The sequence below is a fragment of the Paragemmobacter straminiformis genome, from assembly GCF_014243445.1.
GTDB lineage: Bacteria > Pseudomonadota > Alphaproteobacteria > Rhodobacterales > Rhodobacteraceae > Paragemmobacter > Paragemmobacter straminiformis.
The window spans coordinates 728254-744554 of the sequence record NZ_JACLQD010000001.1 but is presented as its reverse complement, the minus strand read 5'-3'; the positions used below and the strand labels follow the sequence as shown (position 1 = coordinate 744554).

At 67.2% G+C, this 16301-nt stretch carries 9 protein-coding genes; 2 read left to right on the top strand and 7 right to left on the bottom strand.

Translation table 11 applies throughout. The annotated features are described in order from the left end of the window. Positions 1-150: 150 nt before the first annotated feature. From H7F16_RS03465 to H7F16_RS03445, 5 genes are read right to left on the bottom strand one after another with little or no spacing between them, the layout of a single operon-like run. Positions 151-1704 (bottom strand): D-aminopeptidase, encoded by a 1554-nt coding sequence (locus tag H7F16_RS03465; protein WP_185796137.1) that lies wholly within the window; start codon positions 1702-1704, stop codon positions 151-153. A 60-nt stretch (positions 1705-1764) separates the two neighbouring features. Then, positions 1765-3279 carry an ABC transporter substrate-binding protein gene (locus tag H7F16_RS03460; protein WP_185796136.1) on the bottom strand — a complete coding sequence of 505 codons (1515 nt, stop codon included), beginning with the start codon at positions 3277-3279 and terminating at the stop codon, positions 1765-1767. Beyond that, on the bottom strand, positions 3276-4934 hold the full coding sequence (locus H7F16_RS03455) for a dipeptide ABC transporter ATP-binding protein (RefSeq protein ID WP_185796135.1): 1659 nt from the start codon (positions 4932-4934) through the stop codon (positions 3276-3278). The genes H7F16_RS03460 and H7F16_RS03455 overlap by 4 nt, the downstream gene beginning before the upstream one ends. After that, a complete protein-coding gene (locus H7F16_RS03450; RefSeq protein WP_185796134.1) occupies positions 4931-5764 on the bottom strand; it encodes an ABC transporter permease in 834 nt (277 codons plus the stop codon). The genes H7F16_RS03455 and H7F16_RS03450 overlap by 4 nt, the downstream gene beginning before the upstream one ends. After that, positions 5761-6699 carry an ABC transporter permease gene (locus H7F16_RS03445; RefSeq protein WP_185796133.1) on the bottom strand — a complete coding sequence of 313 codons (939 nt, stop codon included), beginning with the start codon at positions 6697-6699 and terminating at the stop codon, positions 5761-5763. The genes H7F16_RS03450 and H7F16_RS03445 overlap by 4 nt, the downstream gene beginning before the upstream one ends. A gap of 516 nt (positions 6700-7215) precedes the next feature. Here H7F16_RS03445 and H7F16_RS03440 point away from each other — a divergent pair. Beyond that, complete coding sequence (locus H7F16_RS03440; RefSeq protein WP_241741163.1) at positions 7216-8493, top strand: lytic murein transglycosylase; 1278 nt, start codon at positions 7216-7218, stop codon at positions 8491-8493. Between the two features lie 47 nt (positions 8494-8540). Here the strand turns inward: H7F16_RS03440 and H7F16_RS19960 are convergent, their stop codons facing one another. Further along, positions 8541-12155 (bottom strand): Hint domain-containing protein, encoded by a 3615-nt coding sequence (locus tag H7F16_RS19960; RefSeq protein WP_185796132.1) that lies wholly within the window; start codon positions 12153-12155, stop codon positions 8541-8543. Positions 12156-12474: 319 nt separating this feature from the next. Here H7F16_RS19960 and H7F16_RS03430 point away from each other — a divergent pair, with 319 nt between their 5' ends. Continuing rightward, positions 12475-15381, top strand: coding sequence for an error-prone DNA polymerase (locus H7F16_RS03430; RefSeq protein ID WP_185796629.1), 2907 nt, complete (start codon positions 12475-12477; stop codon positions 15379-15381). Positions 15382-15532: 151 nt separating this feature from the next. Here the strand turns inward: H7F16_RS03430 and H7F16_RS03425 are convergent, their stop codons facing one another. Further along, a complete protein-coding gene (locus tag H7F16_RS03425) occupies positions 15533-16123 on the bottom strand; it encodes an SOUL family heme-binding protein (RefSeq protein WP_241741161.1) in 591 nt (196 codons plus the stop codon). Positions 16124-16301 lie beyond the last annotated feature (178 nt).

Below are 16301 nucleotides of genomic sequence, written 5' to 3'. Positions count from 1 at the left end.
GTCAGCAAAACGATGGTCGTCACTCGGCCGCATCTAGCGATGGGGCACAGGGCATAATTGCCCATGAACACTGTAATACTCGGCCCGTTCAGGCAAATGATTTTCGCAACAGGCCAGACCTGCCCCGCCTGCGGCACGGGGCGCGCCGCGCTAGCGCCGGTAGGTCACCCCGCGCGCCAGCCAGCACCCCAGCGTCAAAAAGGTTGCGGCGCCCTTGCCATCGCGCCCGACCGTCACGGTCCAGTCTCCGGGGGCGGGGGCGTCCATCGAGCGGCGGGTGGCCACGATCCAGACATCGGGACAGACGGGTGCCATGCGCTCCATCCGCCCCGAGCCGAGCATTCCGGTGAAACGGGCGAAGACCCCGCCGTCGCGCACCTCGACCGTCACCTCGGCCTCTAGCTCGTCCGAATGCCAGCGCCCCGCGATGCCAGAGGCGTCGGCGTGGTCGATCGTGGCCAGCGGGGCGAAGCTGGCGGTCAGGTTGTCGAAATCGCGCCGCATCACCAGCGCGTCGCCCTGTCTTGCCAGCGACAGACCCGCAGCCGCCAGCGTGCCATCGGCTGCCAAGGTCACCGTGTCGGGCGAAGTCGCATAGCGCAGCGTCGCCTTGCGGCGTCCGCTTTCGATGCGGGCAAGCAGCCCGTTCGGCCCGATCCACTGCCCCTCCCAGCCATCGGGCAGGGGGGCGGGTTCCGGCTCCGCATGGCCGAGGCCTGCGTTGATCAGGCTTTCGGCGGCGGCATGGGGGCTGGCTTCGTGGTTGAACATCACCACCACCGACAAGCGCGCCTCGCGGCAATTCAGGCGCTGGGCGCGGAACCCGCGCAAGGCCCCCGCATGGCCGATGAAGGGCAACCCCGCGATGGTCTCATGCGCAAGGCCGTAGCCGTAAAAGGCGGGCGCGCCATCGGCAAAGCGCGGCGGGGCCGCGGCGCGGCGGTAAAGCCCGGCCGCATCGTCGCGCGTGGCGTCGATCCACGCCTCATAGGCCAGCATATCCCCGAGCGAGGCGGAAATGCCCGCATCCCCCACCCAGTAGATCGCGTTCTCTGCCGGAAAGAAGCCGGTCGCATCGGTCCCCTCGTAGCCCACGACCCCGTCCTCGGGGTGGCTGGTGTCGGCGGTCAGAACGGCGGTCTTCATGCCCGCGGGGCCGAAGATATGTTCGGCATAAAGCGCATCGAGCGGCCTGCCCGTTTCGCTTTCGATGATTTCCGACACGATGCGGAAGTTGCAGTTGCAGTAGGAATACTGGCTGCCCGGCGGGAAATGCCCCGTCTTCATCCGCGCGATCAGCGGCAAGGCATCCTCGCGCCGGAAGGGCTGTTCGGCCAAGGCCCCTTGCAGGACCGTCAGCGCCCAGTAGTCGCGCAGGCCCGACTGGTTGTTGCACAACTGGCGCAGGCTTGGCAGCGGGCCGGTGAATTTGGGCAGGTAATCGGCGACGCGGTGGTCATAGGCTTCCGGCTCGCCCAGCGTGGCCAGCAGAACCTGACAGGTGAATTGCTTGCTGATCGAACAGATGGGCAGGCGCGTGTCCGTTGTCATGGGCTTTGCGCTGTCAAGGTTGGCATAGCCCCATGCGCGGGTGGCGATCACCTTGCCCTCAAGCATCACGCCCGCCACGCCCCCCGGTCCGGGGAAACGCTTGGGCAGCGCATCAAGGGCTGCGGTCAGGGCGGTCAGGTCAAGCTGCGGCATCGTCATCCCCTTTGTCCGGATCGGAAGGCGGCGGCCCGCATCGGGGCCGCCGCCGGTTTCTCAGTAGGTCTTGACCGTTTCCTCGAGGAAGAACCGGCCCAGCGGGTTCTGGCCGAAATTCTCGACACCCTTGCGCGTCACGCTGATGTAGGGGCTGTAATACAGGTCGATCCAATGGGTATCGGCCTTGGCGAGTTTCTGGATTTCCCCATACATGGCCGCGCGCTTGGTCGCGTCCATTTCCAGACGGGCATCGGCCACCAGTTGCTTGACCGTGTCGTTCTTGTAGCGGGTCATGTAGTTCATGTTGACATCATGCCCCAGAACGAAGGTCGTCTTCTGGTCGGGGTCCAGGATGTCGTTGGTCCAATACATGACCGACAGGTCATAGTCGCCGTTGACCAGCATGTCCCATGTCTGGCTCGGGTCCACCTTTTGCAGGTTCGCGGTGATGCCCACGGTCGCAAGCTGCTGCTGCAACAGGACGGCGATCTGTTCGTCGACCTCGTTGCCCGCATTCACCACGTAGTTGACCGTGATCCCCTCGGCCCCCGCCTCGGCCAGCAGGGCCTTGGCTTTCGCGGCGTCAAAGCCGCGCGCGCCGTTGTCGTCGCTGTGGTACAGCGCGCCCTTGGGAATGTAGGAATTCGCCACCTCGCCCTGACCGAACAGCACCGTTTCCACGATGGCCTGCTTGTCGATGGCAAGATCGAACGCCTCGCGCACCTTGGGGTTGTCGAGCGGCGGATGCTCGTGGTTCAGCAACAGATGGTCCTCGCGGGTCGAGGGGTCGATCACCACGGTCAGGTTCGGGTCTTTCTGCAATTCCGCCACGCGCGAGAAGGGCACGAAGATCGCCGAATCCAGCTCGCCCGCCTGCACCGCCAACATGCGGGTGTTGTCGTCGGGAATGGAAATCCACTCGACCCCGTCAAGGCTCACCTTGTCGGCCTCCCAGTAGTTCGGGTTCTTCTTCAGGATCACCCGATCCCCGCGCAACCACTGGTCAACCATGAAGGCACCCGATCCCACGGGCTTTTCGGCAAAGGCCTCTTCGCCCATCGCTTCCATCGCCGCCTTCGACACGATCGACGCGCCGGGCATGGCAAGGGTGGACAGGAACGGCGCCGAAGGCCCGCTCAGCGTCACCACCAGCGTTTTCGCATCGGGCGTCTGCATGTCCGCGATGATCTTGTAGCTGTCGGACCAAAGCGAAAGCTCGCTGTCGCGGATGCGGGTCAGCGAATAGGCCACATCCTCGGATGTCAGCGCCGAACCGTCCGAGAATTTGGCGTCGCGCAGATGGAAGGTATAGGTCAGCGCATCGGCCGACACATCCCAGCTTTCGGCAATGCCGGGCATCAGGTTCGCGCCCTTCTTGTCCACCCGCACCAGAACGTCGAACACGTTCGAGAACACCCAGAAATCGGTATTCTGCGCCGTGGCGATGGGGTCGAAGGTGGTGCCGTCCTCGCGCCGTCCGATGGTCAGCACGCCGGCGGCTTCGGCGACCGAGACAAGCGCTGTCGACAGCGCAAGGCCAAGCAGCGCGGCTTTGGTCCAGTTCCGTATCATGGTGCAAGCTCCTGTTGGATGTGGGTCGGTGTGCCGCCGTTGAGGGGGCGGTCTGGGTCTATGTCGGGAATTGCCGCGATCAGGGCCGCGGTATAGGGGCGCTCGGGCCGCGCGAAGATGCGTGTCGAGGGGCCGTCCTCGACGATCTCGCCGTGATGCATCACCACGACCCGCTCGCAAAGGTTCCGCACGATGGCAAGGTCATGCGCGATGAAGATCAGCGTCAGCTTGCCCGTGGCGGTCAGGGCGCGGAACAGGTCGATGATCTGGGCCTGTATCGTCACATCCAGCGCCGCCACGCATTCGTCGGCGATGATGACGCGCGGGTTCACCGCCAAGGCCCGCGCGATGCCCGCCCGCTGGCATTGCCCGCCCGAAAGGCTGCGCGGCTTGCGCCCGGCAAAGCTGCGCTCCAGCCCGACCATGTCAAGCAATTCCCCGATCCGCGCCGCGATCCGGTCGGGCGGGGTTTCGCCTTGGGTCTTTAGCACCTCGGCCAGTGTCGCGCCGATGGTCATGCGCGGGTTGAGCGAATTGAACGGGTCCTGAAACACCATCGCCGCATCCGACCGCAGCCGCCGCAGCGTGGCCCCGCGGTCCTTTGCCAGCGATGCGCCCTCGAACAGGACATCGCCCGACGTGGCGGGCGTCAGCCCGAGGATGGTGCGCGCCAGCGTGCTTTTGCCCGACCCGGATTCGCCCACGATCCCGACGGTCTCGCCCGCCCAGACCGACAGCGACACATCCTTGACCGCGCGCAGCGCCTGCCCCTTGCGCAGGAACCCCCCGCCCACGGGAAACCGCACCTCGAGGTTCTCGACCCTGATAAGCGGCGCGCCTTCGCGGTCCACCGCCACATGCGCGCCCGCCGCCCCGACCGACGGGTGCGAGGCGATCAGCTGGCGCGTGTAGCCGTGCTGCGGGGCGGCAAGCAGCGCCCGTTTCTCTCCCGTCTCGACGATGCGCCCGCCCTGCATCACCGCGATCCGGTCGCAGGTCTGCGCCACGACGCCAAGGTCATGGGTAATCAGGATCATCGACAGACCCCGCTCTATGCGCAAATCCATCAGCAGCCGCAGGATCTGCGCCTGTATCGTCACATCCAGCGCCGTGGTCGGCTCATCCGCGATCAGGATCTCTGGGTCGCAGGCCAGCGCGATGGCGATCATCGCCCTTTGCCGCATCCCGCCGGAAAACTGGTGCGCGAAACTTTCAAAGGCGCGCGGCGGGTCGGCAAAGCCCACCTGCGCCAGCAGATCGGTCGCCTCGGCCCGCGCGGCCTGCGCGCCCAGCCCCTTGTGGCGCATCAACCCCTCGCTGATCTGCTGCCCGATCCGCATCACGGGGTCCAGATGGCTTGTCGGGTTCTGGAAGATCATCCCGATGCGCCGCCCGCGGATGTCCGCGAAACGGTCGCCTGCCAGAATGTCCTCTCCGTCAAGCCGGATCGACCCCGCCGTGACCTGCAACTTGGCCGAAGGCAAAAGCCCCATCACAGTCCGGCAGAGCAGGCTTTTGCCCGACCCCGATTCCCCCACAAGGCCAAGGATTTCGCCCCTGTTCAGCGTCAGCGCCACATCGTCGAGCAAGCGGCGCTCCTCGCCGTTGTGGCGAAAGGCGACCGACAGGCCCGCAATGGCAAGCGGCGCGGTCATTCCTGCACCCCGAACAGATCGGCCAGCGCATCGCCTGTCAGCGAAAAGCCGAAGGCCAGCGTCACGATGGCAAGGCCGGGAAACAGCGTGATCCACCACGCCTGCGTGATGAAGCCCTGACCTTCCGCGACCATGATCCCCCATTCCGCCACGGGTGGCTGCACGCCCAGCCCCAGATAGCTGATCGCCGCCCCGTTCAGCAGCACCAGCACCGTATCCGACATGACAAAGACCAGCGAACCCGCCAGCGCATTGGGCAGCAGATGCCGGAACATGATCCGCCCCCGCGAAAAGCCTAAGCTCGCCGCCGCAACCGCGAAATCCTGCGTTTTCAGCACCAGAATCTGCGCGCGGATCAATCGGGCGTAGCTGACCCACCCGACCAGCGCCATCGCGATGTAGAAACTGCCCAGACCCGGCCCGAGGATGGTGATGATCGACAGCATCAGCACAAGGAAGGGAAAGGCCAGCACCACGTCGATCACCCGCATGAACAGCGCGTCGATCCAGCCTCCGAAAAACCCCGCGACCGTGCCGATGGCCGTGCCGATCAGAAAGGGAAAGACCACGCCGATGACCGCCATCTGCAAATCGACCCGCGCGCCCCAGATCACGCGGCTGAACACGTCGCGCCCGAAGTTGTCTGTCCCGAACGGATGCGCGGCCGAGGGCGGAACCAGCCGCGCCGCGCTGTCCTGCCAGATCGGATCATAGGGTGCGATCAGCGGGGCAAAGACCGCCAGCACGACAAAAGCCCCCAGCAGCCCCAGCCCCGCCAGCAGCATCGGGCGGCGCAACAGCCTGTGGCGCGGGGCAAGAGCGGCGGTCATAGCTCGACCCTCGGGTCAAGGGCGACCGTGACGATATCGGCGATGAAGTTGATCAGCACCGTGGCGCAGGCGAAGGTCAGCGCCACGCCCTGCACCACCATGTAATCGCGGCTGAAGATGCCGCGCACCATCAACTGCCCCAGCCCCGGCACGGCAAAGACGCTTTCCACCACCACCGTTCCGCCGATCAGCCAGCCGATGTTGACCGCCAGCAGGTTGACCGTCGGCACCAGCGCATTCGGCACGACATGGCGCCAAAAGACCACGTTTTCCGGCATCCCCCGCGCCCGCGCCGCCGTGGCGATGTCCGATCCCAGCCCCGCGATCATCCCCGCCCGCAGCGACCGCGTCAGCACCGCCGAAAGCGACAGCGCGATGGTCAGGCCGGGCAGCACCAGATGCACCAACTTGTCGCCAAGGTTCGTCCCGTAGCCCGAGACGGGCAACCAGTCGAGTTTGACCGAGAACAGCAGGATCAGCATGGCACCCAGCCAGAACGACGGAAAGCCAAGGCCCGCCGTCGACAGCACCCGCACCGCATGGTCGGCGGCCCCGCCCTGCCTGCGGGCCGACAGCGCGGCACTCGGCACCGCGATCAGCAGGGCAAGCACGACCCCGGCCAGCACCAGCGCCAAGGTCGGTTCGATGCGCGTGGCGATCAGGCGCAGCACGTCGATCTTGAACAGGGTCGACCGCCCCATCTCGCCCGCGCCGAGGTTCTTGAGAAAGAAGAAATACTGCACCAGATAAGGCTCATCCAACCCGTATTGCGCCCGGATGTTGGCAATGGCCGTCGGCGTGGCGCGGGTGCCCAGAAGGATCCGCGCCGGATCACCGGGGATCAGCCGCACAAGAAAGAAGGTGATGACCGAAATGCCCAGCAGCACGGGCAGGAATTGCAGGGGCCGGAACAGGATGAAACGGTAACGGTGCAACCCCTCAGCCCCCCGACGCTGCGCTGTGCGCGGCGGCCGCATCGCACAGGCCCGCAACGCTTGCGGAACATCGGCCCCCGAAAGCGGGCTTGCCAAGCGGTGCGGGTGGCGGCTCTCTCATCGTGCGATCCTGCCAGTAGCGCCACCGCGGTGGCGAGGGGAAGTCGGTCGTCCCGCCGTCACTCCTGCGGCCTTTGATAGGGGAACGAACAAAAACAAGGCACTCATCCGGCCGGATCGTCCGGCTCTGGCCGTTTTTCAAGCGTTTCGCGCGGCAGCGCCCGGGCCGGAGCCTTGCACCTTCCGCAGACCCGCCGCCCGCATCCGCCCAAAGGAAAGGCGCAACCCCGAATCGTCAAGCAAGCTCGTGCCGGTCCATGCCGTTTTTCGATCTGCCGCCTACGTTGCGTGCATAGCGGCGGCAATCTGCCGGCGCGCCCATGCGCTCGCTAGGCGGGGGCAGCGCCTTGCGCTAGCATCGGACTAAAGAAAAGAAGCAGCAGGCGGGGCAGGGTGATGCGGTCGGGCAAGGGCAAGTCTATCGGCGCGGCGCTTCTGTCGCTGGGCCTGTGCTGTGGCGGCATGGCCTCTCTTGCCTCTCCGCTGACGCTGTCGCAGGGTGCCGCACCAAAGGCGACCGGACCGGAAGGAATACAGGTGACCGAAGTCGGCAGCCCCGCAGGGCTGGAGCAATGGACCGAAGGCTTCCGTCCCCGTGCCCGCGCGGCGGGCATCTCGGACGCCACGCTGGACCGCGCCTTCCGCGGCCTGCGCTACAACCGCGACGTGATCGAGAAAGACCGCAACCAGTCGGAATTCACCAAGACCATCTGGGACTACCTCGACCGCGCCGTGTCGGACAAACGTGTCGAGAACGGCAAGGCCGCGCTGCGCAAGCACCGCCGCCTTCTCGACCGGATCGAAGCCACCTACGGCGTCGAGCGCGAGGTGGTCGTGGCCGTCTGGGGGCTGGAATCCTCGTATGGCGAAAACCGTGGCGACATTCCGGTGATCGAGGCGCTGGCGACCCTTGCCTATGACGGGCGGCGCGGCCGCTTCTTCGAGGGCCAGCTGATCGAGGCGCTGCGCATCCTCCAGACCGGCGATGTCGCCCCGCGCAACTTCACCGGAAGCTGGGCGGGCGCGATGGGCCACACGCAGTTCATCCCCTCAAGCTATCAGGCCTTTGCCGTCGATTTCGACCGCGACGGGCGGCGCGACATCTGGTCCGACGACCCGACCGACGCGCTGGCCTCGACCGCCGCCTATCTGGCGAAATCGGGCTGGGTCACGGGGCGGCCCTGGGGAATCGAGGTGTCGCTGCCGCAGGGCTTCGACTACAGCCAGACCGGCGACAGGGGCCAGCGCCCCGTGGCCGACTGGCAGGCGCTTGGCGTGCGGCAGGCCGACGGGCGGGCGCTTCCCGACCACGGCGCAGGATCGCTGCTGCTGCCCGCGGGGGCGCGCGGTGCGGCCTTCCTGATCTTCCGCAACTTCCACGCCATCGAACGCTATAACGCCGCCGACGCCTATGTCATCGCCATCGGCCACCTTTCCGACCGCTTGGCGGGCGGCCCGCCGATCCGCGCCGAATGGCCGCGCGGCGACCGCGCCCTGACCTTTGCCGAGCGGCAGGAAATGCAGCAGCGCCTGACCCGCGCGGGCCATGACACGGGCGGCGCCGATGGCAAGATCGGCCCCAAGACCCTTGCCGCGCTGCGCGCCTATCAACGCTCCATCGGCATGGTGCCCGATGGCTATCCCAGCCTCGAGGTTCTCAGACACCTGCGCTAGGCCGTGGCGCGCAAGACCCGCGCGCCGCGCCCGTCCGCCCCCCCTCGTCAGGCGACCAGCGCCTTGCCGTTCCGCGCATGGCGCTCGGCCAGCTTCTTTACCACCTTGCCGCGCAGCAGCGGGCGCACGGGGGCGGGCGGCACGCCCTCGATCCGCGCCAGTTCGGGAAACAGCGTGGCAATCTCGTCCCGCGCGGCGGCGGTCACCGATTTCAGCGCCTCTGGCCCGGTGAACAGGCTTTCCGTCACCGCCCCGTTGGAAAAGACCAACTCGTGACGGTCCAGCAGAAAGTGGAAATACTCCACCTCCTCGCCGGTTTCGCGCGTGATGCCCGGAATGCCGACCAGATGCTTGGCGGCGACCAGCACCTCCTCGTTCCGCGTCAGCCGTTCGGTCAGCGACGAGCGGATGCGCAAGCGGTGTTGCGGCGACACCAGCAGCGGCGCCTCGTTGTGCAGCACCCCCGCCGCGATGCGGACAGGGGCCAGCGGCCCGTCCGCGGCGACGGCGCTCGACCCGATCCAGAGCAGCGGCTTGCAGCCGTTGTCCACCGTCTGCACCCGATGCCCGAGCCGCAGGTTCTCGACCGCAACGGGGCCACGGTCGGTCAGGATGCGGGTGCCGCGCGCGAAACAGATGACATTCGTGTTCTCGACCGACAGCCCCGCGCCATCGACCGGCACGCCGTTGAAGTAAAGCCGCAATCCCCCCGCCAGATCGAGCGTGCCATCCGCCTGATCGGCCTTCAGCCATGCCAGCGGGTTGGTATAGGTCTGGGCCGGATGCGCGGCATTCCACGCGGCAAGCGTCACGTCGTTGTAATAGGCCGCAAGGTCGATGAAATCGTTGTCGGTCTGCGCGACGTTGCCGATGCCCGTCACCGTGTCGAAATCGGCAATCAGGTCGGCGGTGCCGTCGATGACAAAGCGGTCCGCGCCCGCCCCGCCCGTCAGGCTGTCCACCCCGCCGCCACCCGCCAGCGTGTCGCTGCCATCCCCGCCTGTCAGGCTGTCCGCCCCCGCCCCGCCGTCAAGCGCATCGTCGCCAAGGCCACCCGCCAGCGTGTCGCTGCCATCCCCGCCCGTCAGGCTGTCCGCCCCGTCGCCGCCGTCAAGCATATCGTCGCCAAGGCCACCCGCCAGCGTGTCGCTGCCATCCCCGCCGGTCAGGCTGTCCGCCCCCGCCCCGCCGTCAAGCGCATCGTCGCCAAGGCCGCCTGCCAGCGTGTCGCTGCCATCGCCGCCCGTCAGGCTGTCCGCCCCCGCCCCGCCGTCAAGCGCATCGTCGCCAAGGCCACCCGCCAGCGTGTCGCTGCCGTCCCCGCCGGTCAGGCTGTCCGCCCCCGCCCCGCCGTCAAGCGCATCGTCGCCAAGCCCGCCTGCCAGCGTGTCGCTGCCATCGCCGCCTGTCAGGCTGTCAGCCCCCGCCCCGCCGTCAAGCGCATCGTCGCCAAGGCCACCCGCCAGCGTGTCGCTGCCATCCCCGCCTGCAAGCGAATCGTTGCCCAGCCCGCCATCGACGGCGTCGCTTCCGGCCGAGCCGGTCACCGTGTCATTGCCCGCGCCAAGCAGGACGCGTTCGATCTCGGCAAAGCCCAGCGTTCCCGACGCAGCCGAAAGCGTGCCGGATTCCGGCGTTGCCAGCGTCAGCGTCACGCCCTCGGTCAAGCCCGAGCCGTCGAGCGTGTCGCCCCCTGTCTCGCCCGTCTCGCCGCCAAGGACACTGTCGTTGCCAAAGCCCGTTGCCAGCACGAAAAGGTCGTCGCCCGCCCCGCCGTCCAGCGTGTCGTTGCCTGCCCCGCCGTCCAGCCTGTCGTTGGCGTCGCCACCTGAAAGCGAGTCGTTCCCCGCCCCGCCGTCCAGCCTGTCCGCCCCGAGCCCGCCCGACAGCGTATCCTCTTCGGTCCCGCCATCGAGGCTGTCGTTCCCGTCCCCGCCTGCAAGGATGTCAGACCCCGCGCCGCCCTCTGCCAGATCGTCGCCAAGGCCCGCGTTGACGCTGTCGGCCCCGTCTCCGGTCAGAAGCGTGTCGTTGTTCCCGTCGGCCCCGTCGACCGCATCGCCATCGGCATCGGTGTCGCCGGGGCCAAAGACATCGGCCCCCGCCGTTCCGTCGACGATTCCGTTCGGCGTGCGAAAGGCGGGCTGCGATGCCCAGTTCGGCTCGGCCGTCGGATCGGCGGCCTTGTCGAAGTTGAAGAACATGATGTTGCCGAAGATCAGGTTCTGCGCCGTCGCGGTCGGGCTGTAGCTGCCATCGGCATTCTGCGCCCAGCCCGCGCCCAGCGCCGCGGTCCGGAAGGCCGCCTCTTGCCCCAGCGGGGCCTGGACCGACACGCCGTCATCGGCGATGCCATCGGCCACGACGACCGCCACCTGCCCCGGAACCGGACGGCCCAGAAACAGCTCGTCCTGACCGCCGGATGTGTTGAGCTGCCCGCCGATCCGCCATTCGTTGCCGATGTTGATGTATTCGGTCGCGGCGGTATTGGCCGCAGTCGTCAGATTGCCGAGCAGCCAGAAGTTGTCGCCGATCTTCACCCCGTTGGTGAACACCTGCCCGCCAAGGTTCATCTCGCCGTTCACGCGCAGGCTGTCGCCGGCCTGGATCCACTGGGTGTTGTTGGCGCCCGTCATGGACAGGCTGCCGTTCACGGTGATGTTGTCGCCCAGCAGCATGTTGTACTGGCTGGTATTGCCGGCCGCCGTGATGCTGCCGTTGCCGGAGGTGCCGATGACCGCCCCGTCCGCGAAGATCAGGCTGGACGTCGACGCCTGCCCGCCCATCGTGATATTCGTGTAGATCTGCGCCCCGGTGCCGAAGTCGACCGCCGCCGTGCCGTTCGTCACCGACATCGTCAGCGATTGCACATAGGCATTGATGCCCGCCTTGAAGCTTTCGTTCAGATAGGCGCCATCCATCGACAGCGCGCCGTCGATATGCAGGTTGTTGCCCGCGACAAGCGTGACATCCCCGACATTGCCGGGCGTGCCTTGCCCCGTCATCGTCAGGTTGCCGTGGATCGTCACATCGTTGCCGAAGGTCAGGCTGCGGTCGGCATTCGTGGCCGTGAGCGAGGCCGAGACATTGAACACCGCGCGGTCGCCCACCGTCATCGTCATCGTGGAATCGGCTGCATCCAGCGTCACCACATAGTTGAACACGGCATCATGCCCGATGGTCAGGCTGGCGGTCGTGCTGTCGTTCAGCCACAGCCCGTTAAAGGTGACGCCATTGCCCGCAGTGACCGTATCGGTATCGGGCGAGCCGGTGATCATGCCGACCTTGGCCCCGTCGGCGGCATTGACCGTGATCCCGTCCGAGGACCGCCCGTCGAGTTGCAGCCCGTCGGCATCCACCCCGGCCGCGATCTGCACCGTGGGAAGCGTGTTCTGTCCGAAGCTGATGCTTGCCGAATTGGGCGTGGCAAGCGCGGTCAGGTTTTGGTCGAATTGCACCGTGACCGGGGTTGCCACGGCCCCTGCGGAGTTGATCGTCAGGTTGGTGTCGACACCGCCGTCGACGATGAACACATCGCCCGGCTGTGCGTTGATCGCCCCGCCCGCCGTGATCTGCGGATAGCCGTTCACATTGCCTGCGGCCTGCGCGCCGCCTGCGGTCGAGGCTACGATGTAATAGGTCGTCACAATTGCACTCGTCACCAAACGGGCATTCTGCCCCGCAAGCCGCCAGCTTTGCGCGGCAATGCGGCGCTTTGCGTGCCGAAATGGGAAGGCCGCGGGGTCATTCTGCGGCCCGACTGTGTGCAGGGCGCGCGGTATTGCCCAACTGGTTAACGGCGCTGCCTGCATTCCGCGCCGGGGGCCAGCCCCCGGACCCCCGGAGTATTTGGGCAAGGATGAACGGGGGCAGGGCAGGGCGCAGAAGGGGGCGCAGAAGGGACGCGCGCTGCAAAGACTCGCCAGACCTGCAACCCCGCGCTAGAATGTTCGCTTAATGTTCTCATTTCCCGTGCTGCCAATGTCCTTCGTCGAACTCTCTGCCCTGTCCAACTTCACCTTCCTTCACGGGGCATCGCACCCCGAGGAGTTGATGACGCGCGCCGCCGAGATGGGGATGGCGGGCCTTGCCGTGGCCGATGAAAACTCGGTCGCGGGTATCGTGCGGGCGCATACGCAGGCGCGCGAGCTTGCGCGTCTGGCGGCCGGGAATGGCATGCCCGCCCCGATCCGCCTGATCCCCGCCGCACGGCTGCGGCTGGTCGAGGGGTTCACCCTCACCGCACTCCCCCGCGACCGCGCGGCCTGGGGGAGGCTTTGCCGGATGCTGTCCAAAGGGCGGCTTGCGGCGCCCAAGGGCGGCTGCGTTCTTTACGCCGCCGACCTGCTTGCATGGGGCGCGGGGCTGGAGCTGCTGGTCCACCCGCCCGAACACGGGCAAAGGGCGGCGTGGCAGGCTTGGGTGAAGCCGCTGGTCGCCACCTTTCCCGACCAGTGCAGCCTGCTGATGGCCCCGCGCTACGACGGGCAGGACAGCGCCCGCCAGCACCGCCTTGCACGCCTTGCCGCAGCGCATGGCCTGCCGCCCGTCGCATCGGCCCAGCCCGTGATGCACCACGGCGGGCGGCGGCGTCTGGCCGATGTGCTGACGGCCATCCGCCTTGGCTGCACCGTCGACGCCCTTGGCCGCCGCGCGCTGCCCCATGCCGAACAGCGCCTGCGGTCCGAGGTCGAGATGCTGCGCCTTTTTCCCGACCATCCGCAGGCCGTCCACCGCAGCGGCGAGATCGCGTCGCGTCTGGCCTTCTCTCTCGACGAACTCCGCTACGAATACCCTTCCGAGGTGACGGGGGATGAAACCGCCACCACCCGCCTTGCCCGCCTCGCCGCCGAGGGGCTGGCATGGCGCTACCCCGCAGGCGCGCCCGACAAGGTGCAGGCGCAGATGGCGCATGAACTCGCCCTCATCGGCAAGCTGAAATACGAACCCTATTTCCTGACCGTGCATGACATCGTGGCCTTTGCCCGCGCGCGCGGCATCCTGTGCCAGGGGCGCGGCTCGGCGGCCAATTCCATCGTCTGCTACGCGCTTGGCGTCACCTCGGTCTCGCCCGAGGTGGGCACGATGGTCTTCGAGCGATTCATCTCCGAAGCCCGCAACGAACCGCCCGACATCGACGTCGATTTCGAACACGAACGGCGGGAAGAGGTGATCCAGCACATATACGCCCGCTACGGCCGCCACCGCGCGGGGCTCTGCGCCACCGTGATCCACTATCGCGGCAAAAGGGCCGTGCGCGAGGTGGGGGCGGCGATGGGCCTGTCGGACGACGTGCTCGGCGCCATGTCGGGGCAAATCTGGGGCTGGGGCGGCGCGGGCCAGATGACCGGGGAACGCCTGCGCGAAATCGGCCTCGACCCCGCCGACCGCCGCCTGACCCAGACCCTGCAACTGGTCGAGGAGATACAGGGCTTCCCCCGCCACCTCTCGCAGCACGTGGGCGGGTTCATCATCACCGAAGGCAGGCTTGACGAACTGGTCCCCATCGAGAACGCCACGATGGAGGACCGCACCGTCATCTGCTGGGACAAGGACGACATCGACAGCCTGGGCATCCTCAAGGTCGATATCCTCGCGCTCGGCATGCTCTCCTGCATCCGCAAGGCCTTCGACCTTGTCGAGCGCCACCACGGCGAACGGCTGACGCTCTCGACCCTCCCGCGCGAGGATGCGGAAACCTACGAAATGCTCTGCCGCGCCGACTCTCTGGGCGTGTTTCAGGTGGAAAGCCGCGCGCAGATGAATTTCCTGCCACGGATGCGGCCCAAATCCTTTTACGACCTTGTGATACAGGTCGCCATCATCCGCCCCGGCCCCATTCAGGGCGACATGGTCCATCCCTACCTGCGCCGCCGCAACGGGCAGGAACAGGTCAGCTTCCCCTCCGACGCGCTGGGCCGCGTGCTGGGCAAGACGCTGGGCGTGCCGCTGTTCCAGGAACAGGCGATGCAGATCGCCATCATCGGCGCAGGCTTCACCCCGACCGAGGCGGACCGCCTGCGCCGCTCGCTCGCCACCTTCAAGAAGCATGGCTCGGTCAGCGAATTCCACGACCGCTTCCTGCAAGGCATGCGCGCCAACGGCTATGACGACGATTTCGCCGCCCGCTGCTTTGCCCAGATCGAGGGTTTCGGCAGCTACGGCTTTCCCGAAAGCCACGCGGCCAGCTTCGCGCATCTCGTCTATGCCAGCGCATGGCTCAAACGCCACCACCCCGGCATCTTCGCCTGCGCGCTTCTGAACGCCCAGCCGATGGGTTTCTACGCCCCCGCCCAGATCGTCCGCGATGCCCGCGAACACGGGGTGATCGTGCTGCCGCCCTGCATCAACGCCAGCGACTGGGACAATACGATGGAAAGCGACGGCCGCGGCGGCCTTGCCCTGCGGCTCGGCTTTCGCCAGATCAACGGTCTGGCGCAGGACGAGGCGGGCTGGATCGTCACCTCGCGCGGGAACGGCTTCCAGACGGTCGAGGATGTCTGGCGCCGCGCGGGCACGCCCCCCGCCATGCTCACCCGTCTGGCCGAGGCCGATTGCTTCGCCAGCCTCGGCCTCACGCGACGCGACGCGCTCTGGGCCGCCCGCGCGCTGGTCAAGGGCAAGCCCCTGCCGCTTTTCGGCGGCGATCTGGATGGCGAGGGGATCGTCGAACCCGCCGTGACCTTCGCCGCGATGACGGCGGGCGAGGCGGTGGTGGAAGACTACGTCTCGATGCGCCTCACGCTGCGCTGCCACCCGCTCGCCCTCTTGCGCCCCTACCTGACCCCGGCCAGCGGCACCCCCGATTTTTCTGCGAAAAATCCCGCGCCCCTTCCGGCCGTGGCACCTGTGGCCAGCCACGGCATTCGAGTATTTGGGCAAGGGTGAAAGGGCAGCCCCTTACCCCTTTCACACCGGCGTAAATATCCTCGGGGGGAGGCCGTCAGGCCGTGGGGGGCGGAAAGCCCCCCGTCCGCCCTGTCATCCGCCGCCGCCCCGGGTGTTGCGCGCGATTTTTCGCAGAAAAATCGGGGCGGGGTCATTCCACCGTAAAGGCCACCTCGTTGCGGCGCTTCCACGGCAGGGTCATCGGCGCGTCGTAGAACTGGAAATGCGGACCCGCCGTGATGGTCATGCCCCGCGCCGCGATCCAGTCGCGCAGCTTTGCGGCCCGCGTTTCCAGATCTGCCGTCACCGGCAGGCCCGTGAATGTCACCACCGCCTGACGGTCGGGTGCCACCTGCACCAGCCTGACGCGCGCGTCGCGGGGGCGGGGCAGGTCGTCCACACCATAGGCCGCCGGCATGGTGAAGCGCACGGTCCAGCCTCCCGCCGCAGCGGGCGTCTGTTCCACCGGCACGGTCATCGCGATCTTCTCGCCTTCGGCATTGCCCCCGAAGATATAGCCCGCAAGGGCGCGAAAGCCCCGCCCGATGGCGGCAGAGCGGTCGCCCTCGACCGTCACCTCGGCCACCACATGCGCCCCGTAGCGGCGCAGCTCGACCCCGTCGGTCACCGACTCGACCGTATAGGGCGGCATCTCGTAGCCCTTGTGTCTGTGTTCCTCGGCCATTGCCATCCCCGCCATTCCCGCCACCGCCAGCCAGACTCCGCCCCAAAGCGCCCGCATCCCGCCATCCTCTGCCGTGCCAGTCCTACAGCTAGCTTGCCTCAGCCCGGATTCGAGCGTATCAAGCCGCGCATGATCCGATTTTTCGACATGGATGACCGTGCGCGCCTGCCGTGGCGCTTCAGCCGCGAAAGCCGGTCCATTCTCGCACGACTTCGCTGAAGTCCGCTTTTGCACG

Coding starts and splice junctions, on each gene's coding strand:
- H7F16_RS03450 (WP_185796134.1), bottom strand. CDS start 5,764: ATGACCGCCGCTCTTGCCCCGCGCCACAGGCTGTTGCGCCGCCCGATG.
- H7F16_RS03455 (WP_185796135.1), bottom strand. CDS start 4,934: ATGACCGCGCCGCTTGCCATTGCGGGCCTGTCGGTCGCCTTTCGCCAC.
- H7F16_RS03425 (WP_241741161.1), bottom strand. CDS start 16,123: ATGCGGGCGCTTTGGGGCGGAGTCTGGCTGGCGGTGGCGGGAATGGCG.
- H7F16_RS03465 (WP_185796137.1), bottom strand. CDS start 1,704: ATGCCGCAGCTTGACCTGACCGCCCTGACCGCAGCCCTTGATGCGCTG.
- H7F16_RS03460 (WP_185796136.1), bottom strand. CDS start 3,279: ATGATACGGAACTGGACCAAAGCCGCGCTGCTTGGCCTTGCGCTGTCG.
- H7F16_RS03440 (WP_241741163.1), top strand. CDS start 7,216: ATGCGGTCGGGCAAGGGCAAGTCTATCGGCGCGGCGCTTCTGTCGCTG.
- H7F16_RS03430 (WP_185796629.1), top strand. CDS start 12,475: ATGTCCTTCGTCGAACTCTCTGCCCTGTCCAACTTCACCTTCCTTCAC.